This window comes from Rhizobium mesoamericanum STM3625 (assembly GCF_000312665.1).
Taxonomy (GTDB): Bacteria; Pseudomonadota; Alphaproteobacteria; order Rhizobiales; family Rhizobiaceae; genus Rhizobium; species Rhizobium mesoamericanum.
On the sequence record NZ_HF536772.1, the window covers coordinates 3,743,387 to 3,766,785 of the forward strand.

Consider the following 23,399-nt stretch of genomic DNA (forward strand, 5'->3'; position numbering starts at 1 on the left):
GTTAGATAATAGTGTTCTTAGCCAAGCCGGGGGAAGACTTGGCGAGATCAGCTGGGGCACTGAATGAGCAGAAGGGTTTCTCCCGCTCTCCCAGCACCAGCTTGCTGAAGACGTGGCGTCGTCTCTCCCGCTGAGGTATGCGCGATGGACAATTCAACTGAGCCCGACCCATCGACTTGGCGCACCGACCTTGAACTGCGCCTGCTTGAGCTTATCGGCAGGTATGTTGACGTCGGAGTGAAACAACAAGAAATAATCAACGCGATCGCCGCTACCGTGGAGCGGCTCCGGAGGGAGCCGGACCACGTTGGAGATCGAGCTGCCGCGGCTTCTCTACGTGATGTCGTGGACGAGCCCTCGAACGATTGGCCGGCTGCCCAGACGGATGGCGCCGATCGCTAGGCAGGAATAGCGGCGCCCATAGCGCTATTCACGCCGTCATCCCGAGTGCGTCCACATAGCGGTTTCTATCTTGTGGCCGTTGGAAAGGGTGGACGTATGTCGGAAATCAAATGATCACCGTCCCGGCAATCGTTGCGTGCGTCGCGAAGTTGCACGTGGGCGGTAACAAGGCCACGGAAGCGTCGAGAACCCGACCAGCTTTGATATTTCGTTGACTGCTATGGGCCGAAGTGTTGCTAGGTTTCGATCTCGTAGATGGCCGCGTTGTCCTGAATGTCCCGCAACCCCTTGTAGGAGGCCGCCCGAAGCTTCCCATCGTGCGTCCAGGCACGATACTCAATTTCAGCGATGAGCGTGGGCTGAACCCAGACGAGATTTTTTCCTCGACCTGAATAGTCGACGGATGGACGTTTTCGTTTCAATCGATCGAGCATCCTGCGGAGTTGCTCGGCGTTCTGTTCATTGAAACCGGTCCCGACCGAGCCGACGTAAACGAAATCATTTCCTTTGCGAGCGGCAAGGACGAGACTGCCGATGCCTGCGCGCGCAACGCCGGACAGTTCGTACCCGGCGATGATGAAGCTGTCGCTCTGCGTGGTCTTCACCTTGATCCAGTCGCCGGTGCGGCCGGACGCGTAGGTGCTGTCTTTGTTCTTGGCGATGATGCCTTCGAGCCCATGCTCGCGGGCAGCTTCGAAGATTTCGTTGCCGTCGCCGTCGATCTCCTCCGACAGACGCACCGCACCATCTTCGTCGCGCAGCAGGGATTTTAGGAAGTAGCGCCGCGCCGAAAGTTCCAGGCTGCGAATGTCGTGGCCGTCGAAGTAGAGAAGATCGAATGCCATCATGATCGCGACGTCCGACAACCTTTTTCCAAGCCGTCCGCCGAGCGACTGTTGCAGTCTGCCGAAGTCCGGACGGCCAAACTCATCGAGCACCACCGCTTCACCGTCGAGGATCGCGGTTCCGACACCCAAGCGCTTGACGCCGTCCTCGATGGCTGGAAACCGATGCGTCCAGTCGTGACCGCCACGCGTCAGGATTCGCACACGTCCGCTCTCAAGGTGGGCACAGATACGATAGCCGTCCCACTTGATCTCGTAGGTCCATTCGTCGCCTCTCGGTGGTCTCTGCTTGCTGAGGGCAAGGCAGGGTTCGACACGCGATGGCATCGGATCGAGGGGAAGGCGCGGCTGCGACGGATCGCGAGGCTTCCGAGATCTGCTACGAACCGGTTCCTCGGATGCGACCAACGGCTTGGAAGGCGGGGACTTTGCCATGTCTTCATTACGCCAGAGAAGGCCGGTTGAATCCACTCCATCTTTCGGTTGTAGGCGCGCTAATGCTTTTCATCAGGTCCCGGTGGGGTTGCGTTAGAGCACCATCGGATGCTCGAGAGGCTCGCCTGTCTTGCTCACAATGGTGGAGCCGTAAGGTTCTCGCGATGTGATCACGATGCGATCATTCGGAAGTGGTCGGGCCAGCTTTTGGGCTTCCTCCCAGGGAGCGTGCATCCAGATTTCAGTCTCCTCACGAGACTGCAAAAGAACGGGCATCGCCTTCTCGTGTACCGGCCGGACGATGTCGTTGGGTTCGGTTGTCAGGATAGCGTAGAGGTCGTCAGTCGTCAGGCCATCCTTGACCTTGCGCACACTCTTCCACTGAGGCACCCATAGGCCCGCGAAGAACATCAGCGGTTTGTCGGGGCCAGCGGAGAACCAGGCGTTCGGGGTCTTTCCGCCGTCTTCTTTGCTCGCCGGGTCCGGCTCCGCGAAGGTTGTCACGGGCACGAGGCATCTGTGTTGTACACCGAACCAGCGCTTCCAATGGGGTAAAGTCAGATTTCGGATGTTCGTTACGCCGCCATCCGGTTCCATCCGCAGAATTTCGTCCATGTCAATCGGAACGCCCTTCTTCCTTAGTTTTTCGGCTCGGGCTTCAGCCGCCTTCCTCTGCATATATGGCGGAGAGGGAAGGCCCCAACGGCAGTTTGCAAGCTGCCTTTTGCCATAGGCGGTATTTCGGATCACGGGTGCCCACTGATCGGGATTGATCTGGTAGGCCGGCATCAGGTTGATCAGGCTTTCGGCATCCTGCGCCCATTTGTTGACCCAGTCGCGATCATCCATCCGGTAGAGATTACACATGCGCCAGTCATCTCCCTGTTCCCGAACCGAACCTCCGATATCCTGGATGAACATTCAAGGCATCAATCGGATAACGGTATCAGCCCTGTTCGACTTCAGGCGCCAGTTGCTATTGAAAGCATCCCTTAGTTGTTTGCGGTCTAAAGTCCATCAAACAGGACCGGGCGCTCCATGGAAACCACCAGTAATCTCAAAAGGGATATCGAGGTCGCGTTGCGCCGCCCCGATCTGAATGCTTGGCAGCGAAAATTCCTCAGCGACATCCTGGATCGCATCGATTGCAGTGGCGACAACTTCGCTCTCAGCAACAAGCAGTGGAGAAAGGTCTTCGAGATTCTCGGACATCGCCCCAACGTCGTCCAATTTCAACCGCGGACATCATCGTCCGGTCATCACCGTTTAGCCAGCTACCGTCGACCAAGGTTTGTCAGGCGGGGGTCCTACCGCCTGAGTTGGAGCGAGAAGAGGTTCCTGGCAGCAGCCGTTGTCCTGGCGGCGATTGCGTGCATTCAGTTTGTCACCGGCAGCAAGTTCGATGCGGCAAGCGTGGTGCCGTTGCCGGCCGGGGGCGGGTTCGCGTCCTCGAAGTTCACGGTTACCGATGGCGACACGATCCATATCGAAGGCGAAATCAACGGTACCCGGCTCGTCGGCTACAACGCACCCGAGGTGTTCACTCCGCGCTGCGCATCCGAGAAGGATCTCGGAGACCGTGCAACGGCTCGTCTCCAGGAATTGGTGGCTGCCGGTCCGGTAAAGCTCACAAGGGTTCCGTGCGCATGCAAGCCTGGTACCGAAGGAACGGACCGATGCAATTATGGTCGCTCCTGTGCCGTTCTTTATGCAGGGGGGCACGATGTCAGCAGCATCATGATCAGCGAGGGTCTGGCAGTGCCGTTCGTATGCAGTGGAACCAGGTGCCCGCCGACGCCGCGACCGTGGTGCGGTTGAGTTAGCCGCTTCTTAGGATCGGCCATGGCCGAGTTGCATGGGCTTCAGTAGACAACTGACACAGCAACGCGCATTGGGTATGATTGGCGGTATCATCCGACCGCAGTCACACCGCAGGCGGAGCCTGTCCATGTCGTAAAAGCGACTAGCCCGATGAGTCTGCTGGTGGGCGAGGTTTTTCCAGTTGCCATTTGAGATTTGAGCGTACTGCAGGCCACTCACATGGAATAATGCTGTAAACGCAGGTGTCACGAACTGTGCCGTCGCGCATACGCATATGCTGGCGCAAAACGCCGTCGAGCTTTGCCCCGACACGTTCGATGGCTCGGCGGCTTTGATGGTTCAGAAAATGGGTCCGGAACTCGACCGCCAAGCAGCCTAAGCTATCGAATGCGTGTGAAAGCAAGAGCAGCTTTGCTTCGGTATTCAAGGGAGTTCTTTGAACGCGGTTGGCGTACCAGGTTCCTCCTATTTCGAGACGCGGAACTTCGAGGTCGATATTGAGGTATGTTGTCATCCCGGCGATACGCTCGCCGATTTTGTCGATCACGGCAAATGGCAGCATGGTACCTGCGGCTTTAAGCGCAAGGCATCGATCTATGTACGCTGACATCGCATCAGGCGCTGGAACGCCCGTGTACCACAACTGCCAGAGATTGCCGTCACTTGCGGCGTCAACAAGCCCGTCGTGATGCTCGTGCACCAAAGGCACCAGATCAACGTACCGACCCAAAAGTGCAATTTCTTCCAAATCTTTCACCCGACGCTCCACGATTTCTCGTACCATCTCAGTTTGTGAGCTTATCGCAACCACCCCTTATGTCGGCGCGATGCAGGACGATACAAAAGCTGCGAACCGCTGCCCCCCAAGCGTAACATCCTTCGACAGCGCGAGCGATCACGATCGGCTCACAGGTCAGGATCGTCGTCTGCAGTCGAATGAGCAGGTCGAGGCCGTTGGTTGAGATGGGGATGGCGCACCTCGATGCTGCCGCGCAGTTCTTTCATCGCAGGAATTTTTTCTCATCCGTAAAATATCGTACACCTGTGGAGCAATTGTCGCTACCGCATTGGTTTTCCTGATGGATCGCGAGCCGGTATGGCTGTGGATGGCCTGTTGTTTCAAAATCCACCCAAAACGCGGCCGTTGACTCGAAATCCAGAAAGGAACAAATGTAGAACATCCTCGCTTTTGAACGAGATGGAACCCTTGAATTGACGAAGGCCACAGATGGCGCAATCCGGCGCAAACCCCGTCATCACCGAGCTTCGGGAACGCATTTCGCATCTCGAAGGCGGCATCTCACGCCGGAAGCAGACCCTGCCATTCGGCGTGCGCGAGATCGATGACCATCTGCCCGGTGGCGGATTGTCCTATGGAGCATTACACGAGTTCGCCGGTGGGGGAGCCGGAACCGTGGATGGGGCCGCCGCGGCCCTGTTCGCAGCCGGGATTGCAGCACGGACAATGGGCAAGGTGATCTGGTGTCTCACAAGGCCCGACCTCTTTTTCCCGGCGCTGGCGCAAGCCGGCCTTCATCCGAACCGCGTCGTCTTCGTCGAGGCCCACAGGGAAGAGGACGTATTGGCCTCCATGGAGGAAGCCCTATCGTTCGGTGGTCTCGGAGCGGTCGTCGCCGAACTTGTCCGCCTGCCGATGACGGCCTCGCGGAGGCTGCAGCTTGCGGCCGAAAAGACGGGAACCATGGGGCTTGTCGTCCGACGATGGCGTCGGCAAACGGAGGCTAGTGATTTCGGTCAGCCGACGGCGTCGACGACACGCTGGCGCGTGAGTGTGCTGCCGTCGGAAGAGCTTCCGGTTCCAGGCGTCGGCCGGGCACGGTGGCTTGTCGAGCTGATGAGAGTGAAAGCGGGCGAGTGCGCAGAGTTTACAGTTGGAGCGTGTGATGCCCAGGGTCGTATCGATCTTTCTACCGGATTTGTCGACCGACAGGATCAGACGGGCCGATCCGTCCATTCCAGTTGAGCAGCCGATCGCGGTTATTGCCCGGAGCGGTTCCAAGCGCTGGGTCTCCGCTGCCGATGCTGCGGCAAGGAAATCAGGCGTCCATGTGGGTATGCCAGCAGCCAAGGCGCAGGCCATGTTTCGCGGTCTGATGCTCGTGGATGCCGACACCGTCGCGGACGCGAATGCCCTTGAACGCATCACGCTTTGGGCGCTGACCCAATATTCGCCGATCGTTGCTGTCGATCCGCCGGACGGGATCGTCATGGACACCGAGGGTGCCGATCATCTCCAGGGTGGCGAGCACATGATGCTCACCGGTATCGCGAACCGGTTCAGGGCGAAGGGCCTCACAGTTCGCGTGGCGATCGCCGACACCTGGGGTGCGGCTCATGCCTGCGCGCGCACGATCCAAGAGGAGACCATCATCGTACCGCGCGGAGAAACCATCAGCGCAGTCGAACACCTCCCGGTCCATTTGCTTCGGCTTCCCGAGAAAATCGTCATCGATCTGAGGACGTTGGGGTTCAAGACAACAGGCGAACTCTCCGCAACGCCGCGCGCGCCGCTGACCCTACGGTTCGGCCCCGAGATCGGCCGACGTCTTGATCAGATGCACGGGCGTCTGGCCGAGCCGATCGAGCCCATCAGGAGCCCCGAACTGATCGAGGTGTCGCGCTCGTTTGCTGAGCCGATCGGCGCAGCAGAGACGATCAACAAGTACGTCGGGCGGCTTGTGGTGCGGCTCGTGTCGGAGCTGCAGCGAAAGGGGCTCGGCGTCCGCAGAACCGACCTGATCGTCGAGAAGGTCGATGGAACCAGGCAGGCGATCCGCGCTGGCACTGCCAAGCCTGCCCGCGACGTCGCCTGGCTGACTAAACTCTTCCGCGACAGGACCGAGAAGATCGATCCTGGCTTCGGGATCGAAAAGCTTTCGCTCGTTGCGATCATGACGCAGCCGCTCGAGGAGGAGCAGCGATCGACGTCTCTCGTGGAGGAGGATACGACCGACATCACGCCATTGATCGATATTTTGGGCAATCGCGGGCAGCGCGTCTACCGGGTCGCTCCCGTCGCCTCTGACGTCCCCGAGCGTAGCGTACGGAGGGTCGCCGCCGCTGTCGCGGAAGTCGAGGAGGCGTGGGTCCATTATTGGCCACGGCCCGTGCGGCTTCTCAATAGTCCGGACCCTATCGAAGCCATCGCGCTCCTCCCAGACCGGCCGCCGGTCAGCATCACCTGGCGCGGCAAGCGCCACAGAATAGTTCGGGCGGACGGTCCTGAACGGGTGTTCGGCGAATGGTGGAAGCGCGACAGCGAGCTTGAGGCGGTCCGCGACTATTTTGTGGTCGAAGATGAACGCGGCCAGCGGCTCTGGGTTTTCCGCTCCGGTGACGGGATCGATCCGGGGACCGGATCGCACCGCTGGTTCCTGCACGGGATATTCGCATGATGTACGCCGAGCTTCAGGTTACGACGCATTTCAGCTTCCTGAGAGGAGCCTCCTCGGCAGACGAGCTGTTTGCAACGGCCAAGGAACTCGGCATCGAAGCGATCGGCGTCGTCGACCGCAACAGCCTCGCAGGCGTCGTTCGTGCTCTCGAAGCCTCGCGCGCCACGGGACTGCGTCTTGTCGTCGGTTGCCGCCTCGATCTTAAGGACGGAATGTCGATCCTCCTCTATCCGACGGACCGGGCGGCATACTCTCGGTTGACCAGGCTTCTGACGCTTGGAAAGAGCCGCGGCGGCAAGGCAAAGTGCATCCTGACGCTTGAGGACGTTGCACTCTACGCAGACGGCTTGATCGGCATCCTCGTGCCCGACCTCGCGGACGAGACCTGTGCGATCCAGCTTCGAAAAATGGCCGACCTCTTCAAGGACAGAGCCTACGTCTCGCTCTGCCTCAGGCGACGTCCGAACGACCAGTTGCGGCTTCATGAGATTTCGACCATGGCCGCGCGCTTCAACGTGCGCACGGTCGTCACCAACGACGTCCTTTTCCATGAGCCGGGCCGCCGGCAGCTCCAAGACGTCGTCACCTGCATCCGCAACAACACGACGATCGATGATGTCGGCTTCGAGCGGGAGCGGCATGCCGACCGCTACCTGAAGCCCCCGGAAGAGATGGAGCGTCTGTTTCCCCGCTATCGGGATGCGATTGCGAGGACGATGGAGATCGTTGCCCGCTGTCGTTTCAGCCTGGAAGAGCTTTCCTACCAGTATCCGGAAGAAGCGATCGTGCCGGGCATGGATGCCCAGCAGTCGCTCGAGCATTATGTCCGCGCGTGCATCCCGATCCGCTATCCCGAAGGTCTGCCGCGCAAGGTGCTCAAGGTCGTCAAACACGAACTCGACCTCATCCGGTCGATGAAGTACGCGCCGTACTTCCTGACGGTCTTCAGCATCGTCCGCTTTGCGCGCTCCCAAGGGATTCTTTGCCAGGGCAGAGGGTCGGCGGCCAATTCGGCCGTCTGCTACATCCTCGGCATTACCTCGATCGACCCGGAGACCAACGATCTCCTGTTCGAGCGCTTCATATCCCAAGAGCGCGACGAGCCACCCGATATCGACGTCGACTTCGAGCACGAGCGGCGGGAGGAGGTGATCCAGTGGATTTACAGGACCTATGGTCATGACAAGGCAGCGCTTTGCTCAACCGTCACCCGCTATCGTGCCAAAGGTGCAATCCGCGACATCGGCAAGGCACTTGGCCTTCCCGAGGACATCATCAAGGCGCTGTCATCTGGCATGTGGTCGTGGTCCGAGGAACTGGTCAGCGATCGCAAGGTTCGCGAGCAAGGCCTCAATCCGGAAGACCGACGTCTTGCATTGACGCTCAAGCTTGCGCAGCAGTTGATGGGCGCTCCACGCCACCTTGGCCAGCATCCGGGCGGCTTCGTGTTGACGAACGATCGTCTCGACGATCTCGTTCCGATCGAGCCGGCGGCAATGGCCGATCGCCAGGTGATCGAATGGGACAAAGACGACATCGAGGCGCTCAAGTTCATGAAGGTCGACGTTCTGGCGCTCGGCATGCTGACCTGCATGGCGAAGAGTTTTGCCTTGTTGAGTCAACACAAGGACATAGACCTCGATCTTGCTACGATACCTCAAGAGGATGCGGCGACCTATGCGATGATCCGCAAGGCAGACACGCTGGGGACGTTCCAGATCGAGTCCCGCGCGCAGATGGCAATGTTGCCGCGCATGAAGCCGAGGACCTTCTATGATCTCGTCATCCAGGTCGCGATCGTCCGTCCGGGCCCGATCCAGGGGGACATGGTCCATCCCTATCTGAGACGTCGAGAAGGCAAGGAAGCGGTCGAATACCCGACGCCCGAGCTGGAAGCCGTCCTCGGCAAGACGCTTGGTGTCCCGCTCTTCCAGGAGTCGGCAATGAAAGTCGCGATGGTCTGCGCCGGTTTTACCGGTGGGGAGGCGGACCAACTCCGCAAGTCGATGGCGACCTTCAAGTTCACGGGCGGCGTCTCGCGCTTCAAGGACAAGCTCGTCTCCGGGATGATCAAGAACGGATATTCTGCCGAGTTCGCCGAGAAGACCTTCAGCCAGCTCGAAGGATTCGGTTCTTATGGCTTTCCGGAATCCCATGCCGCCTCCTTCGCACTGATCGCCTACGCCAGTAGTTTCGTGAAGTGCCATTTCCCGGACGCCTTCTGTGCGGCGCTTCTGAACTCGCAGCCGATGGGCTTCTATGCACCTGCCCAGATCGTCGGCGATGCGCGCGCACGTGGTGTCGAGGTTAGACCTGTCTGCATAAATCAGTCGCGGTGGGACTGCACGCTCGAACGCATCGGAGATACCGACCGCCATGCGGTTCGGCTGGGCATGCGGATGGTCAAGGGGCTGGCAGTCGCAGACGCCGCGCGCATCGTGGCTGCAAGGATGAGTTCACCCTTCCAATCCGTTGACGATGTCTGGCGACGATCAAGTGTTCCAACCGAAGCGCTGGTGCAGCTTGCCAAAGCTGACGCGTTCCTGCCTTCCTTGGGCCTGAAGCGCCGGGATGCCATGTGGGCGATCAAGGCGCTTCGCGACGAGCCGCTACCGTTGTTTGCCGCGGCTTCGGAGCGCGAGGAAAAGGTGATCGCAGAACAACAGGAGCCTGTGGTGGCGCTTCGCCAGATGACACAAGGACATAACGTCGTTCAGGATTACGGCCATGTTGGCCTGACCCTGCGGGATCATCCTGTTTCGTTCCTTAGGAAGGACTTGAGTGAACGCCGGGTCGTCACCTGCGCGGAAGCCATGAACGCGCGTGACGGCCGCTGGCTCATGACGGCGGGGCTTGTGTTGGTCCGTCAGAAACCCGGATCTGCCAAGGGCGTGATGTTCATGACGATTGAAGACGAGACGGCTCCTGCCAACGTCGTGATCTGGCCGAGCCTGTTCGAGCGGCGTCGAGGCGTCGCCCTTGGGGCTTCGATGATGGCGATCAACGGCCGCATTCAGCGGGAAGGGGAGGTCGTGCATCTCGTTGCACAACAGCTTTTTGATCTCTCAGGCGATCTCTCAAGTCTTGCAGATCGCGATGCGGAATTCCGGTTGCCGACCGGCCGAGGCGACGAATTCGCGCACGGTTCTTCAGGAGCTGTGGATTCGAGAGACCGGGCGGCAGCGAGACCTCGCGACATCTTCGTTCCGGATCTGCGCATTGATACGCTGAAGTTGAAGAGCAGGAACTTTCACTAGGTTGCGCCAAGCGCGCGTACGTCGCGAAGGATTCAGCTTACAGTCTCAGCTAACGGGCGGGACAGCGACACCGTGCTCGTCCGCGGAGCGATACAAGCGGCTCTATCCGACTAGAAGCCGTAGCTATCTCACCTTGGCTGGCTGTCCTGCACAGTTGATGGCGCCTCACCACAGCAAGCAGAAAGGGACTGGCAACTTGCCACAGAATTGGGGATTTAATGACCGCAAGAGGCCTGAAAGGCACACATCGCATCTGGCAGCGGAGGTTCGATCCGCTGCCAGAGATGTTTCAACGAGTGGCATTATCTTGCCGGAGGCTTGTAGGAAGATGCGATTGTGCCCGCCTTCTCCTGCGCAGCCTTGAATTCTGCGCCTGTATAAGCTCTTACGGTTTTGACATGCGATACGGCTCCCGACGCGCCGATGACGAGAAGTGCAGGCACCAAGTCAGCACCGTCGTCGAATTCGGTGATTGCCATCCAGTCGGTCTCGCCGGTCGTGACGTAGAAAGAATGCAGTTTTCCGCCCGCTGCTTCCATTACGCCGCGGGCCGCCGCTTCTCTGTTCGATGGATTGTCAATCATTCCCTTCGCTGACGTGGCTGTATAGCGCCCTGTTGTTACGAAAAGTGGCATGGACATCCTCCCTCGAAAATTGGGCAGAGCGGATGCTCTGCCCAATGCTCATTATCTCAAAAATCTTGGGGTAAGACGAGTGTTAAGCTGCAGAGCCCAACACGCGAGCGCACGCCGCGTCATCAGACTGAAGTCTCACAGGATGCCCGCTTTCTTGACTCCAAGCAGGTTCGGCTTGAAACATGCGCGGGCGTCTTTCAGGGCTTATTGAGCATGAGCAAGCACTCGTTTCGATACCAAGTGCGCAAAGCAGATCACGGTCTCTATTCGGTTGTCGACATCGTGACAGGCGTTCCCGCCGATGTCGGTGCGACATCGATTCAGCTCACTCAGTCCGAGGCCGAAGGGCTTCTCGCGTGGCTGCGGGTTCAAGCAGGGGGGGCTCCAGAGGTTGCTTGCATCGCGAGCCACTAGAACCGCCGTTCTGGAGCGGACTTTCAGTTCCGCGCAGTGGGTTGAATAAGGTCGAATATGCCTTTTCCTCAGAAGGGCCAAGTGACGAGATCATGCAAGATCCTGATCTAAATGACTGTCTTTCCACCACTTGCCGTGCGTACAGATTTCAATTCGTGGACATCCACACATCGCTCGGGGGATATCAAATCCGCGCAACCTTCCTCAAATGTTCAGCCGTTGTCGTCGGAAAACCAAAGAACTCCAGGTAGGCCGGTATCTGCTCGAACAGCATATCCGTGCCCACCTGATACCGGCATCCCCGCTCACGCGCGGCAGCCAGAAACGGCGTGATTTCCTCCTTCATCACCACTTCTCCGACAAAGGTCTCAGGTGACAGTCTGTTGATATCCACGGGCAGGGGATCGTTCTGGTTCATGCCGAGCGGCGTGGCATTGATGACGATGTCGAAGCCTACCGGGTCATTGGAACCAGTGGCGACTTCGGTTGACGGATAATAAGAATTTAGGCGGGCCTTAAGGCCCGCAAGCGCCGCGTTATTGTCGTCGTAAAGCGCGAGATGGGCGAGCCCGGCAGCTGCCAGTGAAGCCGCGATTGCAGACCCGACGCCGCCCGCGCCGATCATCAGCGCTTTGGCGCCTGATATCGTCTGGCCCTTGCGCTTAAGCCCGCGCACAAAGCCTTCACCGTCGAACATGTCGCCAATCAGCCTGCCGTATGAATCGAGTTTAACGGCATTGCAGGAACCTGCCACGCGGGCGTTGGTGGATATTTCGTCCAGCAGGCCCATGGTTGTGATCTTGTGCGGCATGGTGATCAGCGCGCCGTGGATGTTTGACAGGCGGAAGATCAACTGCAGGAAATCAGGGTAGTCTTCCGGCTTGCAACCCATGGGCACGACGACGGCGTCGATGTCCTGCTCCTCGAAATAGGGATTGTAGATCAACGGTGCCTTGAAGCTTTCCGTCGGGTAGCCGAGATGGGCGATCAGCCGGGTGGTTCCGCTAATCATGGGCGTGACCTTTCGAGAGCTATCGTTTGGGCTGTTCGGGCCGACTGCTTGATCGCGTCGATCACGACATCGGGGCGGCTCTCTGCCAAGATCTCAGAAAGGCTCGCAAACCGTGGCAGACCTTCGGCGAGGGCCCAATCCCGGGCGGATCCGGAGGGTTCGATGATGGCAGCAAGTGCTGCACGCGGCTCCGATAGGACACCTTCGATATGGCGCCTGCCGATCAGGCCAGTGCCCGCTATCGCGATGTTTATTCGCCCCTGCGACAGTTCTCGCATAATTCCTGTCCTAGTTTCGCAGGATTTCGCCAAGGAATTTGCGGGTGCGTTCATGGCGAGGATTGGTGAAGAATTCGCTGGGCGGCGCCTCCTCTACGATCGCGCCGCTTGCCATGAAGATCACCCGGTTGGCCACCTGGCGGGCAAAGCCCATTTCGTGCGTCACACAGATCATCGTCATGCCTTCCTCAGCGAGGCTGATCATGGTGTCGAGCACTTCCTTGACCATTTCCGGATCTAGCGCCGAGGTCGGCTCGTCGAAAAGCATGACTTTGGGGCGCATGCAGAGCGCCCGTGCAATTGCCACGCGCTGCTGCTGGCCGCCCGACAACTGCACGGGATATTTGGACGCCTGCTCGGAAATCTTCACGCGGGCAAGCAGGATGCGCGCCCGCTCTTCGGCTTCGACCTTCGATATGCCAAGTGCGCGCATCGGCGCCAGCATGCAGTTTTCGAGTACGGTCAGATGCGGGAAGAGGTTGAACTGCTGGAAGACCATGCCGACCTCGCGTCTGATTGCATCGATCGCCTTGGCCTGATTGCCAAGGAGGATGCCGCCGACGCGGATCTCGCCCTTCTCATAGGTCTCAAGGTGGTTGATGCAGCGGATAAGCGTCGACTTTCCGCTGCCCGACGGCCCGCAAAGCACGATGCGCTCGCCTCTGCGCACTTCGATATTGATATCGTGGAGGGCCTGAAAAGCACCATACCATTTCTCGACATGTCTCATGGCGATCATGGTTTCGCCCGTGATCGTGTTCCGGGTGGGGGCAGTTGCTGTTGTCATGATCGTGTTTCCATTATTGCTCGGTCCCCATTATCGCGCATGGGCGGCGGCAAAGCGCCGCTCCAGGCGCGCGCCAACGATCGTCAGCGGGCAGCACATCAGAAAATAAAGGGCGCCGACAATGCCGAAGACGGTGAGGGGCTGGAAGATCTGGTTGGAGATGATGTTGCCGGCGCGCGTCAGCTCCGTGAAGCCGACAATCGAGGCGAGCGACGTGCCCTTGATGAGCTGCACCAGAAAGCCGATCGTCGCTGGCAACGAGATGCGGATTGCCTGCGGCAAAATGATATCCTTCATTCGTGATACATATCTCAGGCTGAGTGCCTTGGCCGCTTCAGTCTGCCCCCGCGGCACGGCCTCGATCGAACCGCGCCAGATCTCGCCGAGATAGGCGCTGGCATGAAGTGTCAGACCGATTGCGACCGCTTCCCAGGCATCGAGCTTGAGGCCGATGAGCGCCAGGCCATAGTAGGTGACGAAGAGCTGCATCAACAGCGGCGTGCCCTGGAAGACGGCGATGTAGGTCGCAGTTACCCGTTCCAGGAGCGATATGCCCGACGTGCGCGCAAGGGCCACTCCAAGACCAGCAAGGCAGCCGCAAATGAAACCGACGGCGGAGAGAAGGACGGTCCATTTTAGGCCGATCAGAAGGAAGGTGAATTCTTCGCTGCCCATGTTGGCGCCCTCACTTGACCGGATAGGTGAAATAGCGGGCCGAAAAGAGTGCGAAGAGGCGCATCATCAGCCAGGAAATGACGAGATAGAAGATGGTGACGGTGAAATAGACCTCGAAGCTGCGGAAGCTGTCGGATTCAATGCGCTGGGCAACCGACGTCAACTCATAGGCTGAGATTGCCGAGGCGATGCTTGTCGATAGCGTCAAGAGCACGAACTGGCTTGTGAGCGACGGGTAGATGGCTCGCAGCGCGGGCTTCAGGATGATCAGGCGGAAGACCTGCACCTTATGCAAGCCGAGTGCCAGGCCCGCTTCCATTTGACCCTTGGGAATGGATTGCACGCCGCCTCGGATGATCTCGATTGCATAGGCACCACCATTGATGCCGAGGGCGATGATGGCGGTCGGTGTCGGTTCGAGGCGAATGCCGGCGAAGGGCAGGGCGAAATAGAGAAAGAAGATCTGCACGAGAAAAGGCGTATTGCGGATGACCTCGACGAAGCCGATGACCGACCAGCGCAGAATTTTGATGGGCGAGTCCCTGAGCGCCACCCCGCCTATTCCGATGACGATGGCAAGCGCCATGCCGCAGAGCGCCAGCAGAAAGGTGCCGAGGCAGCCGAGCAGCAGGTTCGGCAGACCGTCGATGACGGGCGTGAAATCCAGCTGATAGTTCATGATGCCTTTTGGCCCCCCATTCCGCTCTCCAGCATTCCAGCCATCGCCTCTATCGCCAGCTCATAGCCGCGCGCACCAAAGCCGATCATGATGCCGGTCGCGATGCGGGAGATGAGCGATTTATGGTAGATCTCTTCACGGGCATGGACGTTGGAGATATGCAGCTCGATCTTCGGCGGGTCGAAGGTTTTGAGTGCATCGAGTAGCGCAATCGAGGTGAAGGTGTAGGCGGCAGGATTGATGATGATGCCGCACGCGCTTTTGCGAGCCTGATGCACGCTCTCCACCAGCTCGCCCTCGTAGTTCGTCTGGCGGAAATCGATATCTAAGCCAAGGCTCTTTGCTTTGGCGAGACACCTCTGCCTGATGTCGGAAAGTGTGACTGAGCCGTATATCGCAGGCTCACGCTCACCCAAAAGGTTGAGGTTTGGTCCGTTGAGCACAAAGATCGTTCTGGTCATGTCGTCACCTCAACGGGACAAATCCAAGGGCGTGGCGATTTAAGGGTGGTGTTGACGGGCATCGAAATGCCCGCCCTGTCACTTTCCGAGAGGATGAGCGCATGGCTCAGTTCGCGCTGAAGGGAATGCCCTCAAGGCTCTCGGGGAATTCCGGAACCGGCACCTTCATCCACTTGTCGTAAATCTTCTTCAATTCGCCATTGGCCTTGATCTTATCGATGAAGGCATTGATCGAGGCATTGATTTCCTTTTCTCCGAGACGCGTGCAGGCGCCGTTATAGAGTTTCTGAAACTCAAGCTTGTTTTCGAATTCGCCGGGCCGAGCCTTTTCTACCCGGTCCATGTAGAAGATGTTTCCTCCGAGAGCCTGCACCTGGCCGGAGGCAAGCGCCTGGACGCTCGCCGCATCGCCATCGAAGCGACGGATTGTGGCACTCGGGGGCGCGTTCTTCGTCACCTGGGTATCCTGTGCTGCACCCTTGGCAACGCCGATCGTGAGATTTGCCATGTCGGCATTGGATTTGATCGAGGCGGATTTCGCGCCGATCAGCACAATTGCGTTGGCGACATATGGTTTGGAAAACTGCACGGCCTTGGCGCGGTCCGGCAGCATCGCCATAGTGGCGAAGAGCACGTCGACGCGGCCGGTCGTCAGCGCGGGAATGCGGTTGTTGACTTCCAGCGGTACGAATTCGACGTCAACACCCAGTTCCTTGGCATAGAGGGTGGCGACGTCGGCATCGAGGCCATCCTGCTTGCCAGCACTGGTGACGAACCCCCATGGTGGGTTGTCGCCCTGGATGCCAACAATAAGTTTTCCTCTGGCTTTGATTTCCTCTGGCGTGACAGCGGCGGCCGGGCCTGCGAGCCCGATCACAGTTGCGAGCGCAGCGGCACAAAGCATGGCATTTCGGCGCGTCAGCATAGACTTCAACATGGATTCCTCCTCTTTGGCGGTCGCACGGACCAACAGTCATCCTCCAGACTGCATGAGCAACCTTTGCCAGAGGGCCATCGAGAAAGCAACATAGTTTTTCAAAATCATATGATACTTTGTGTTTGACCAATTGATTTGAATTGCCAACGACATTCGCCATAATACCGTCTTGCCGACCGCGGCGCTAAAGCCGTCGCGTCAGAACATGAGGAGGATTAGCGTGCCATGAAGACCTCGATAGCGACGGTGACGATATCCGGCGAGTTGCCAGAAAAGCTGGAAGCGATTGCAAGAGCCGGCTTTGAGGGCGTGGAGATTTTCGAGAACGACTTCCTCGCCTTCGACGGTAGTCCGGCCGATGTCGGAAAGATGGCCAGGGATCTCGGGCTGACGATCACACTCTTCCAGCCGTTCCGCGATTTCGAGGGCATGCCAGAGGCATTGCGAGGGCGTACCTTCGACCGCGCCGAGCGCAAGTTCGACGTCATGCAGGAGCTTGGCACCGACATGGTGCTCGTATGCTCCAATGTCTCGCAGGCAGCCCTCGGCGGCATCGACCGGGCGGCCGCAGACTTCCGTGAATTGGGGGAGAGGGCTGCAAAACGCGGCCTCAAGGTGGGTTACGAGGCGCTTGCCTGGGGTCGTTATGTCAACGACCATCGTGATGCCTGGGAGATCGTACGTCGTGCTGATCATGCGAATGTCGGGCTGATCCTCGACAGTTTTCATTCGCTGTCACGCAAGATCGACATCAATTCGATCCGCTCGATCCCAAAGGAAAAGATCTTCATCGTACAGCTTGCCGACGCACCCCTGATCGACATGGACCTGCTTTACTGGTCTAGGCACTTCCGCAACATGCCGGGAGAGGGGGATTTGCCGGTGGCGGAGTTTACCGAAGCCGTGGCCTCGACCGGCTATGACGGCTTCTTCTCGCTCGAGATTTTCAACGATCAGTTCCGAGGCGGGTCGACACGGAAGATCGCCGCAGATGGGCATCGTTCGCTGATTTATCTGGCGGACCAGGTTCGTCGCAAAGTGGAGACACCGATCGGCATCGAAATGCCCGATCGCGCCGCCGTCACAGGCGTCGGCTTCATCGAATTTGCGACTGATGAGGGGGGGGCCGTGGAATTGGTCGACATCCTCCGGGCACTCGGTTTCCGCAAGGTTGCGGTACATCGCTCCAAGAAAGTGACACTCTATCAGCAGGGCGACATCCGCATCGTGATCAACGTCGATCCGTTGGGCTTCGCCAATGCCGCCTACGCCGTGCATGGTACCTTCGCCTATGCGATGGCGCTTGTCGTCGATGATGCCACGCAAGCATATGCTCGCGCCTTGGCTCTCGATGCCGAGCCTTTCGCCGAGCCTGTAGCCGAGGGTGAGTTGCAGTTACCCGGGATCCGCGAGGTCGGCGGCGGTCTGATTTATCTCATCGATGAGAAGAGCCCACTCGGCCGCTTCTCCGAGATTGACTTTGAGGCCGTGGAGCAGGAGGGGGAGGACGAGGATGCCGGTCTTCTCCAGGTCGACCATATTGCCCAGACCGTTGCCTATGACGAGATGCTGACTTGGCTGCTTTTCTACACCTCCATCTTCGAAACCCGCAAAACCCCAATGGTCGATATCATCGATCCCTCCGGCGTGGTGCGTAGCCAGGTGATTGAAAATCAGACCGGCACATTGCGCATTACCATGAATGGCGCCGAAAACCGCCGTACGCTGGCCGGACATTTCATGGCCGAAAAATTCGGCGCTGGCATACAGCATCTTGCCTTTTCGACGGACAACATCTTTCTGACTGCAGCGCGCCTGCGCGCCAAGGGCTTCAAGCCCCTGCCGATCTCCCCCAATTACTACGGCGACGTCGAGGCCCGCTTCGGTCTTGAACCCGAGCTTACCGAACGGCTGAAGGCAGAAAACATCCTCTACGATCGAGATGAGCAAGGCGAATATTTCCAGCTCTATAGCGGCACATACGGAGAAGGGTTTTTCTTCGAGGTCGTTGAACGACGTGCCTATCGCGGCTATGGGGCGCAGAATGCGATCTTTCGCATTGCGGCTCTGAAAAAGCAGATGCGGCCGGAGGGTGTCCCCAAGGATGCCGTGTGAGTTGGGGTCTGCCGCTGAGGCGTTAAGCGACTTTCATCTTGCCGGAAGCCTGTCCTTGATATCTGTCGCCGCGTGTTAGATCTCCATGCGACAAGCCGAAGCGATGACGGCAAACAATAAGGCGCTCAGTTGATCCGACCGCTCGCTAGCACATGGTCAACGCCGCTCTGGACATGCCTGCGGATGACTGCTCTTGCCGCTTCGACGTCGCGCTTCAGCGCAAGCTCGAACAGCAACCTGTGATCATCGGCGACGTCCTTGCCACGAAAGCTTCTTGCCAGCATATGATAGCGCAAAAAGCGGTCGAAGACGGAAGAGAGCGTCGCCATCAAGGTCGTCGAATTACAGGCCGAGACGATCGCCTGATGGAATTCCCAATCATAGCGAACCCAGTCGACGGTCCTGGAGTCATCTCCGCCAAGGAGCTTGCGCTCGGCCGCCGCCAACTTGTAATGGGCAGCGACGATGCGGCCTTCCCACTCCAATGTGCCGGCCTCAAAGGAAAGCGCCACCGCATGGGTCTCGAGCACGGTGCGCAGATCAGCGAGCTCCTCCAACTCCTTGCGAGAAGCCGGGCTCACCTCGAAGCCGCGCTGGCCCTCGGCTAGGACCAGGTTTTCCATGGCAAGGCGACTAAGTATTTCGCGCAGCGACGAGACGCTGATCGAATAGTGCTCCTTCGCCTGTTCCAGTTTGATCTTTGCCCCCGGCGCCAGAATCCCTGAAATGATATCCTGCCGGATCTGTCGGAAGACGACGTCGCTGACGGTCTCGGAAAGTTCGCCCGCATTCTTGGGGATCGATTTCTCTGTCTTGTGCGCCAGCCCCATGGCTATCTCGCAGGCTTGCGGGTGGAGGAAAGCGGGCCTTTACCCAGAGCATGCTCAACGCCGCCCTGGATGTGTCGCTGCAGGATCTCCTTGGCCGTCTTGCTGTCACGATGGAGTGCCGCATCGAGCAACTGCTTGTGCTCTTGTTCGGCAACACCACCGCGATACGACAGGGCCACCATCTGGTAGCGCAGATACTTGTCGAAGACGGCAGCATGGGTTTCCATCAGCAGGCGCGAGCCGCAGGCTGCAATCAGTGCCTGGTGGAACTCCCAGTCATAACGTTTCCAGTTTTCGGTCTGGCTGGTATCGCCCGAAGCCATCACCTTTTCCATGCACGCGAGCTTGTAATGAGCCGAAACAAGCTGCGCCTCCCATTCCACATCGCCCTGTTCAAAGGACTGTTCCAGTGCATGTTCCTCCAACAGCAGCCGCAGCGCCGCGATCTCGCGCAGATCCGCAACGGAAACCCCCGCGACCTCGAACCCGCGTTGGCCCTCGGCCACAACCAGGCCTTCTGAGGTCAGCCGGTTAAGAATTTCCCTCAGGGTACTGACGCTGGTCTCGTAGGTGACTTTCAAACCATCGAGTTTCAACTTCTGGCCCGGGGTCAACCGACCAAAGATGATGTCTCCGCGTATCCGGCGATAACTGCTTTCTGCTATCGTTTCGATGGGAAGCTCGGTGTACATGGGTCCCTCAGAGATTTTCAGTTTTGTCATATATATGTACGCCGCTCTTTTCAATCAGGCGTCTGATGTTTTGCGTTCTGGTCCTGTGGCTGAGCGGGTACCAGGGCACCGATATCTGTCATGTCGCAGGAAGCGCCGTCATATCTCGTCTTTGCGATGGTTAGTTCGTCGCACGAGCTGACGACCGCAATGGCCGGCCGTCACCACGGCGGCAGTTGGTCGAGCCAGGCTTCTTTGACTGCGGCTTCCACAAATCGCAGATGGCGATGACTCTTTTCACCTCCTTGAAACGTCGTTGTTGCGACCGTCATCGAGTGGTCGAAACGACTGGAAGGAGGACTGAGAAATGGATCTCGAAGGAAAGCGAATTGTGATCGTCGGCGGGAGCCGCGGCTTGGGGAGGGGGCTTGCCGAGGCATTCGTTGCTCGCGCGAGCGAAGTCACCGTGGTTGCCCGAAAGGCGGCGGCCGTGCAGGGGCCTGCTGACGAACCGGCCGTCACCGCCATGTCGGCTGATGCAACCGATGCCGACGCGGCGTGGCGGATCATGGAGCAGACGCGACCTGATGTCGTCATCATGAATGCCGGTGCCGAACCGCCCATGGAACGGATCGACCGGATTGGCTGGGAGGCATTCACGACCAACTGGAATGTAGACGTAAAGGCCGCACTGCATTGGGTACAGGCTGCCCTGACCTTGCCAATGGCGCCAGGCGGGCTCGTCGTCCTGGTCTCCAGCGGAGCCGCCGTGCAGGGGTCGCCGCTGTCGGGAGGTTATGCCGGCGCCAAGCGCGCGCAGTGGTTCATTGCAAAATATGCCGATGACTTGTCGGCTGAACTCGGGCTAGGTTTGCGCTTCCGGATCATCGTTCCCCGGCAAATGTTCGTCGGAACCGGTGTGGGCGATATCGGCATCGGGGCCTATGCGGCGAAGGCAGGTCGGACGTTTGCCGCACAGGCCGCCACCTGGCCGAACATGACGCCTCGGGCTTTCGGTGATACGGTCGCCGAACTGATCGGCAAGACGGGCCTCGCTGAGGCCGTGGTCTATGCCGTGCGTGGGGATACGGGCGTGACGGTCATCGAATGACAAAAGACGCAGCCCTCGGGGCCGAAGAGCGGAAAACACTGCTCGCAGACCTGGCCAGGGAAGCGGACGCGCTTCGCCCCGAATTGCATCGCTATGCTGCTCGTCTGGTGGGTTCGGTGATCGACGGCGAGGACGTGATTCAGGACGCATTTGCCAGGGTATTGGCGACGGCTGGATCGATGCCACCGGGCACGCCTCTTAGACCCTGGCTATTTCGCATCGTACACAATCGAGCCATAGATGCCCTGCGCCAGCGCAGGACGCGCCGGTCGGAGCCGCTTGAGACGGTCTTTGATCTGGCCGACATCAGCGCCGTCGGCCCCGAGGACGCGCTGATCCGGCAGGACACAGTGCGGGTCGCCCTCAGTCATTTTGCAGAATTGTCGGTACCGCAACGAAGCGCGGTGATCCTCAAGGATTTGTTGGGGGAGTCGCTTGCGGAAATCGCTGCGCTGTTGGAACTGAGTGTCGATGCCGTCAAGGCCCATCTGTCGCGGGTCGGGCGAGATTGCGCGCGATCTCCGACGTGCGGTCCGAGGTTGTGCCATCGCCAAGTCCAGAGGCCGTGAACTTTGCAGCGCTCTTCAACGCCCGAGACTGGGACGCGTTGCGTCGCATGCTTGCCGACGACGTGCGGCTTCGTCAGGCGCGACGGCCGGAAATTTCGGGTGCCGCCGACGTCGGTCGATTTTTCACCTATTATGCCGAATATCCACGGGTCAGGATCGAACCGGCCTGGTTGGAGGGCCGGGAAATATTGCTGGTATCGGCCGAACCGTCGGGCGGTCCTTCCTATTTCATGCTGCTCGAATGGCGGGAGCAGAAGATAAGCCTGATCCGCGACCATCGTTATGCGAGATATATCATGGATGGCGCTGATGTCATGCCGGCCGCATCGCAGTGACCGTGGTCGATAGAGCTGTCTCGCGGTCCGCTATGCGCGGTCGAAGGCTGTCATGCGACCAAGCAATAAACCTACGCGGTAGCTCGCGAGACGCAGCCGCAAAAGGCGCCATGCTACATCGCCATGCAACTTCTCTGCTAGCGAAGAGGCAGGGAAATTACTTAATGGCTTTGCCCCTTCGCACCAGTACCCCTCTAATAGTCTGCGCGAGTGTTCCTCAGGCCCACGAGCGGTTAAACAAACGAGGATTGGATCAGGTCAGATTAGCCTAAGTGATGACACGGGCACTACTTAGCGAGCTTTGGCAGTCTCTGTTCCAAGGCATGCCCCGCCCGGACCGCCATGGTATCGCGAACGATCCAAGGCGATTGCGATAAGCAGGCTTGGATGGTTACCCGGCCAGTCTCCCTAGTTCATGCACTTGCTCGAGCAGCAGCGTCGGCTTCAGCCGCCGAAGCGATTCCGGTGCTGCAAATCCCCAAGTGACCGCCGCGGATGACGCACCGACTGCGTTGGCTGCCTCGATGTCGCGCGTCTCGTCGCCGACGCAGATGGTGCGCTCGGGCGCGGTCCCGAGCTGCTTCATCGCGCGTCTAAATTTCACGGCTTTGCCAAACATTGAAGACCCGCATCCATAGAAATTGATGAGTTCGACAAGCTCCGGGCCAAGAACCGTTCGTACGTTCTGCTCTGTATTGGAACTGACGATCGCGAGCTTCATGCCGCGCTGGCGCAACATTCTCAATGCCGGTGCCACCCCTTCGAATAGCTGTATCGATTCGATGTCCTCTGTCGCCCTTCGCCGCATATATGCGGCGATAGCCGGCATCTTCCACATCGGCACTCGTAGCTTCCGAATTATCTCATGGTTGCCCAAACGCCGGAGCGCCTCTCTCTCTTCGACGGTTGTCCGTCGGAAACCAAAACGATCAGCCACGTCGTTGAGCGAGCCGAAGAACCACTCTCCACTATCTGCAAGCGTTCCGTCGAAGTCGAAAATGACTAGATCATGTCTCATCGCCGGAACTTTGCCTTACAGCAGCCGGCCAAGCAACACGTCGAGCGCGCAAAGGCATTTATCACCCACTGCCGTTCCGGATGATATTGAAAGGTATCCGCGCGCCACGTAGCGAATGGCGGCCTTCCGGCTTCGCCCTGATCCGCAATGTCGCGCACGAGGGCGCGTGGCCGTTAGACGGGTTTCGCCCCGGGGTCGCGAAATAGGCTCGACGGTCAAGCATCTTCGGCCGTTTGTCAGCGGAGGACCTCACCGCATGGCTTCTGCTATCCGTAGCAAGGCTGCATAAATGATCTCCGGATCATTTGGCGCAACGGCGTTTCGCGTCAGAGTCTCGGCCTCAGCGACAATCTCGTGAGCCGCACGCAATGCCGACCGCCCGTCCGGCGTCAGTTCGGTCGTCAAGACCCTGCCATGCACTGGGTGGGCCGTTCGCCTGATGAGTCCGTCCCGTTCGAGTGTCGCTATGATGGACTGCATCGTCTGCGGCGTTACGAAGGCCCGCCGCGCAAGCTCCGCACTTGATAAGCCGGCGCTGAATTCAAGCCCCGCCAGTACCGAGTACTGTGGAGTCGTCAATCCGATGTTCCTAAGTTGGGTGTCGAGATGCCCCCGCAGCACAGCACCCCATCCCATTCGCAGTCCGCACGCCGATCGGGGACTTTGACGGCACCGAGAAGCTAGTCACCTGGAACC

Annotated in this window: 23 protein-coding genes and 1 pseudogene; 9 read left to right on the forward strand and 15 right to left on the reverse strand. The window is 59.0% G+C overall.

Annotated elements, in window-relative coordinates:
• Positions 1-144 precede the first annotated feature (144 nt).
• Positions 145-402 carry a hypothetical protein gene (locus BN77_RS18230; RefSeq protein ID WP_007534590.1) on the forward strand — a complete coding sequence of 86 codons (258 nt, stop codon included), beginning with the start codon at positions 145-147 and terminating at the stop codon, positions 400-402.
• Between the two features lie 236 nt (positions 403-638).
• Here BN77_RS18230 and ligD read toward each other — a convergent pair whose 3' ends face one another.
• Together ligD and BN77_RS18240 are read right to left on the reverse strand one after the other, a co-directional pair.
• Positions 639-1,682: a non-homologous end-joining DNA ligase gene (gene ligD / locus BN77_RS18235; RefSeq protein ID WP_040677913.1), complete on the reverse strand. Its 1,044-nt coding sequence runs from the start codon at positions 1,680-1,682 to the stop codon at positions 639-641.
• A 93-nt stretch (positions 1,683-1,775) separates the two neighbouring features.
• On the reverse strand, positions 1,776-2,549 hold the full coding sequence (locus tag BN77_RS18240) for an SOS response-associated peptidase (RefSeq protein ID WP_007534594.1): 774 nt from the start codon (positions 2,547-2,549) through the stop codon (positions 1,776-1,778).
• Positions 2,550-2,720: 171 nt separating this feature from the next.
• Here BN77_RS18240 and BN77_RS18245 point away from each other — a divergent pair, with 171 nt between their 5' ends.
• Complete coding sequence (locus BN77_RS18245) at positions 2,721-3,500, forward strand: thermonuclease family protein (RefSeq protein ID WP_007534596.1); 780 nt, start codon at positions 2,721-2,723, stop codon at positions 3,498-3,500.
• A 145-nt stretch (positions 3,501-3,645) separates the two neighbouring features.
• Here BN77_RS18245 and BN77_RS18250 read toward each other — a convergent pair whose 3' ends face one another.
• Complete coding sequence (locus BN77_RS18250) at positions 3,646-4,287, reverse strand: GNAT family N-acetyltransferase (protein ID WP_051177158.1); 642 nt, start codon at positions 4,285-4,287, stop codon at positions 3,646-3,648.
• A 444-nt stretch (positions 4,288-4,731) separates the two neighbouring features.
• On the opposite strand from BN77_RS18250, the gene BN77_RS18255 reads away from it, so the two are divergent.
• From BN77_RS18255 to BN77_RS18265, 3 genes are read left to right on the forward strand one after another with little or no spacing between them, the layout of a single operon-like run.
• The gene (locus BN77_RS18255) at positions 4,732-5,487 is read left to right on the forward strand and encodes an ImuA family protein (protein ID WP_007534600.1); all 756 of its coding nucleotides are present in this window, start codon (positions 4,732-4,734) and stop codon (positions 5,485-5,487) included.
• Positions 5,408-6,919: a Y-family DNA polymerase gene (locus BN77_RS18260; RefSeq protein ID WP_007534602.1), complete on the forward strand. Its 1,512-nt coding sequence runs from the start codon at positions 5,408-5,410 to the stop codon at positions 6,917-6,919. The genes BN77_RS18255 and BN77_RS18260 overlap by 80 nt, the downstream gene beginning before the upstream one ends.
• On the forward strand, positions 6,916-10,176 hold the full coding sequence (locus BN77_RS18265) for an error-prone DNA polymerase (RefSeq protein WP_007534604.1): 3,261 nt from the start codon (positions 6,916-6,918) through the stop codon (positions 10,174-10,176). The genes BN77_RS18260 and BN77_RS18265 overlap by 4 nt, the downstream gene beginning before the upstream one ends.
• A 302-nt stretch (positions 10,177-10,478) precedes the next feature.
• Here BN77_RS18265 and BN77_RS18270 read toward each other — a convergent pair whose 3' ends face one another.
• Complete coding sequence (locus BN77_RS18270) at positions 10,479-10,811, reverse strand: GYD domain-containing protein (protein WP_007534606.1); 333 nt, start codon at positions 10,809-10,811, stop codon at positions 10,479-10,481.
• Positions 10,812-11,024: 213 nt separating this feature from the next.
• Here BN77_RS18270 and BN77_RS18275 point away from each other — a divergent pair, with 213 nt between their 5' ends.
• Positions 11,025-11,225: a hypothetical protein gene (locus BN77_RS18275; RefSeq protein ID WP_007534608.1), complete on the forward strand. Its 201-nt coding sequence runs from the start codon at positions 11,025-11,027 to the stop codon at positions 11,223-11,225.
• Positions 11,226-11,409: 184 nt separating this feature from the next.
• Here the strand turns inward: BN77_RS18275 and BN77_RS18280 are convergent, their stop codons facing one another.
• The 7 genes from BN77_RS18280 to BN77_RS18310 all read right to left on the reverse strand — a co-directional run bounded on the left by BN77_RS18280 (position 11,410) and on the right by BN77_RS18310 (position 16,054).
• A complete protein-coding gene (locus tag BN77_RS18280) occupies positions 11,410-12,237 on the reverse strand; it encodes a shikimate dehydrogenase family protein (protein WP_007534610.1) in 828 nt (275 codons plus the stop codon).
• A complete protein-coding gene (locus BN77_RS18285) occupies positions 12,234-12,515 on the reverse strand; it encodes a Gfo/Idh/MocA family oxidoreductase (protein WP_007534612.1) in 282 nt (93 codons plus the stop codon). Before BN77_RS18285 ends, BN77_RS18280 begins: the two co-directional genes overlap by 4 nt.
• Positions 12,516-12,525: 10 nt before the next feature.
• The gene (locus BN77_RS18290; RefSeq protein ID WP_040677922.1) at positions 12,526-13,254 is read right to left on the reverse strand and encodes an amino acid ABC transporter ATP-binding protein; all 729 of its coding nucleotides are present in this window, start codon (positions 13,252-13,254) and stop codon (positions 12,526-12,528) included.
• Positions 13,255-13,332: 78 nt separating this feature from the next.
• Positions 13,333-13,977 (reverse strand): amino acid ABC transporter permease, encoded by a 645-nt coding sequence (locus tag BN77_RS18295; RefSeq protein WP_007534616.1) that lies wholly within the window; start codon positions 13,975-13,977, stop codon positions 13,333-13,335.
• A 10-nt stretch (positions 13,978-13,987) separates the two neighbouring features.
• Positions 13,988-14,656 (reverse strand): amino acid ABC transporter permease, encoded by a 669-nt coding sequence (locus tag BN77_RS18300; RefSeq protein ID WP_007534618.1) that lies wholly within the window; start codon positions 14,654-14,656, stop codon positions 13,988-13,990.
• Positions 14,653-15,117 (reverse strand): type II 3-dehydroquinate dehydratase, encoded by a 465-nt coding sequence (aroQ, locus tag BN77_RS18305; protein ID WP_007534620.1) that lies wholly within the window; start codon positions 15,115-15,117, stop codon positions 14,653-14,655. Before aroQ ends, BN77_RS18300 begins: the two co-directional genes overlap by 4 nt.
• Positions 15,118-15,223: 106 nt before the next feature.
• Positions 15,224-16,054, reverse strand: a complete 831-nt coding sequence (locus BN77_RS18310) for a transporter substrate-binding domain-containing protein (protein WP_007534621.1) — start codon at positions 16,052-16,054, stop codon at positions 15,224-15,226.
• Positions 16,055-16,279: 225 nt separating this feature from the next.
• Here BN77_RS18310 and BN77_RS18315 point away from each other — a divergent pair, with 225 nt between their 5' ends.
• Positions 16,280-18,169, forward strand: a complete 1,890-nt coding sequence (locus BN77_RS18315; RefSeq protein WP_007534622.1) for a bifunctional sugar phosphate isomerase/epimerase/4-hydroxyphenylpyruvate dioxygenase family protein — start codon at positions 16,280-16,282, stop codon at positions 18,167-18,169.
• 125 nt (positions 18,170-18,294) lie between these two features.
• Here the strand turns inward: BN77_RS18315 and BN77_RS18320 are convergent, their stop codons facing one another.
• Entirely contained in the window at positions 18,295-18,999 is a 705-nt protein-coding gene (locus tag BN77_RS18320) for a GntR family transcriptional regulator (protein ID WP_007534623.1), read from the reverse strand.
• Between the two features lie 2 nt (positions 19,000-19,001).
• The gene (locus BN77_RS18325; protein ID WP_007534624.1) at positions 19,002-19,691 is read right to left on the reverse strand and encodes a GntR family transcriptional regulator; all 690 of its coding nucleotides are present in this window, start codon (positions 19,689-19,691) and stop codon (positions 19,002-19,004) included.
• 346 nt (positions 19,692-20,037) lie between these two features.
• Here BN77_RS18325 and BN77_RS18330 point away from each other — a divergent pair, with 346 nt between their 5' ends.
• Complete coding sequence (locus tag BN77_RS18330; protein WP_007534625.1) at positions 20,038-20,781, forward strand: SDR family NAD(P)-dependent oxidoreductase; 744 nt, start codon at positions 20,038-20,040, stop codon at positions 20,779-20,781.
• A pseudogene (locus BN77_RS18335) lies at positions 20,778-21,685 on the forward strand (sigma-70 family RNA polymerase sigma factor). The gene BN77_RS18330 and the pseudogene BN77_RS18335 overlap by 4 nt, the downstream one beginning before the upstream one ends.
• Before the next feature lie 391 nt (positions 21,686-22,076).
• Here BN77_RS18335 and BN77_RS18340 read toward each other — a convergent pair.
• Positions 22,077-22,703, reverse strand: coding sequence for an HAD hydrolase-like protein (locus BN77_RS18340; RefSeq protein WP_007534626.1), 627 nt, complete (start codon positions 22,701-22,703; stop codon positions 22,077-22,079).
• 249 nt (positions 22,704-22,952) lie between these two features.
• Complete coding sequence (locus tag BN77_RS18345) at positions 22,953-23,282, reverse strand: MarR family winged helix-turn-helix transcriptional regulator (RefSeq protein ID WP_244426193.1); 330 nt, start codon at positions 23,280-23,282, stop codon at positions 22,953-22,955.
• Between the last annotated feature and the right edge of the window lie 117 nt (positions 23,283-23,399).

Coding starts and splice junctions, on each gene's coding strand:
- BN77_RS18230 (WP_007534590.1), top strand. CDS start 145: ATGGACAATTCAACTGAGCCCGACCCATCGACTTGGCGCACCGACCTT.
- ligD (WP_040677913.1), bottom strand. CDS start 1,682: ATGGCAAAGTCCCCGCCTTCCAAGCCGTTGGTCGCATCCGAGGAACCG.
- BN77_RS18240 (WP_007534594.1), bottom strand. CDS start 2,549: ATGTGTAATCTCTACCGGATGGATGATCGCGACTGGGTCAACAAATGG.
- BN77_RS18245 (WP_007534596.1), top strand. CDS start 2,721: ATGGAAACCACCAGTAATCTCAAAAGGGATATCGAGGTCGCGTTGCGC.
- BN77_RS18250 (WP_051177158.1), bottom strand. CDS start 4,287: ATGGTACGAGAAATCGTGGAGCGTCGGGTGAAAGATTTGGAAGAAATT.
- BN77_RS18255 (WP_007534600.1), top strand. CDS start 4,732: ATGGCGCAATCCGGCGCAAACCCCGTCATCACCGAGCTTCGGGAACGC.
- BN77_RS18260 (WP_007534602.1), top strand. CDS start 5,408: ATGCCCAGGGTCGTATCGATCTTTCTACCGGATTTGTCGACCGACAGG.
- BN77_RS18265 (WP_007534604.1), top strand. CDS start 6,916: ATGATGTACGCCGAGCTTCAGGTTACGACGCATTTCAGCTTCCTGAGA.
- BN77_RS18270 (WP_007534606.1), bottom strand. CDS start 10,811: ATGCCACTTTTCGTAACAACAGGGCGCTATACAGCCACGTCAGCGAAG.
- BN77_RS18275 (WP_007534608.1), top strand. CDS start 11,025: ATGAGCAAGCACTCGTTTCGATACCAAGTGCGCAAAGCAGATCACGGT.
- BN77_RS18280 (WP_007534610.1), bottom strand. CDS start 12,237: ATGATTAGCGGAACCACCCGGCTGATCGCCCATCTCGGCTACCCGACG.
- BN77_RS18285 (WP_007534612.1), bottom strand. CDS start 12,515: ATGCGAGAACTGTCGCAGGGGCGAATAAACATCGCGATAGCGGGCACT.
- BN77_RS18290 (WP_040677922.1), bottom strand. CDS start 13,254: ATGATCGCCATGAGACATGTCGAGAAATGGTATGGTGCTTTTCAGGCC.
- BN77_RS18295 (WP_007534616.1), bottom strand. CDS start 13,977: ATGGGCAGCGAAGAATTCACCTTCCTTCTGATCGGCCTAAAATGGACC.
- BN77_RS18300 (WP_007534618.1), bottom strand. CDS start 14,656: ATGAACTATCAGCTGGATTTCACGCCCGTCATCGACGGTCTGCCGAAC.
- aroQ (WP_007534620.1), bottom strand. CDS start 15,117: ATGACCAGAACGATCTTTGTGCTCAACGGACCAAACCTCAACCTTTTG.
- BN77_RS18310 (WP_007534621.1), bottom strand. CDS start 16,054: ATGTTGAAGTCTATGCTGACGCGCCGAAATGCCATGCTTTGTGCCGCT.
- BN77_RS18315 (WP_007534622.1), top strand. CDS start 16,280: ATGAAGACCTCGATAGCGACGGTGACGATATCCGGCGAGTTGCCAGAA.
- BN77_RS18320 (WP_007534623.1), bottom strand. CDS start 18,999: ATGGGGCTGGCGCACAAGACAGAGAAATCGATCCCCAAGAATGCGGGC.
- BN77_RS18325 (WP_007534624.1), bottom strand. CDS start 19,691: ATGTACACCGAGCTTCCCATCGAAACGATAGCAGAAAGCAGTTATCGC.
- BN77_RS18330 (WP_007534625.1), top strand. CDS start 20,038: ATGGATCTCGAAGGAAAGCGAATTGTGATCGTCGGCGGGAGCCGCGGC.
- BN77_RS18340 (WP_007534626.1), bottom strand. CDS start 22,703: ATGAGACATGATCTAGTCATTTTCGACTTCGACGGAACGCTTGCAGAT.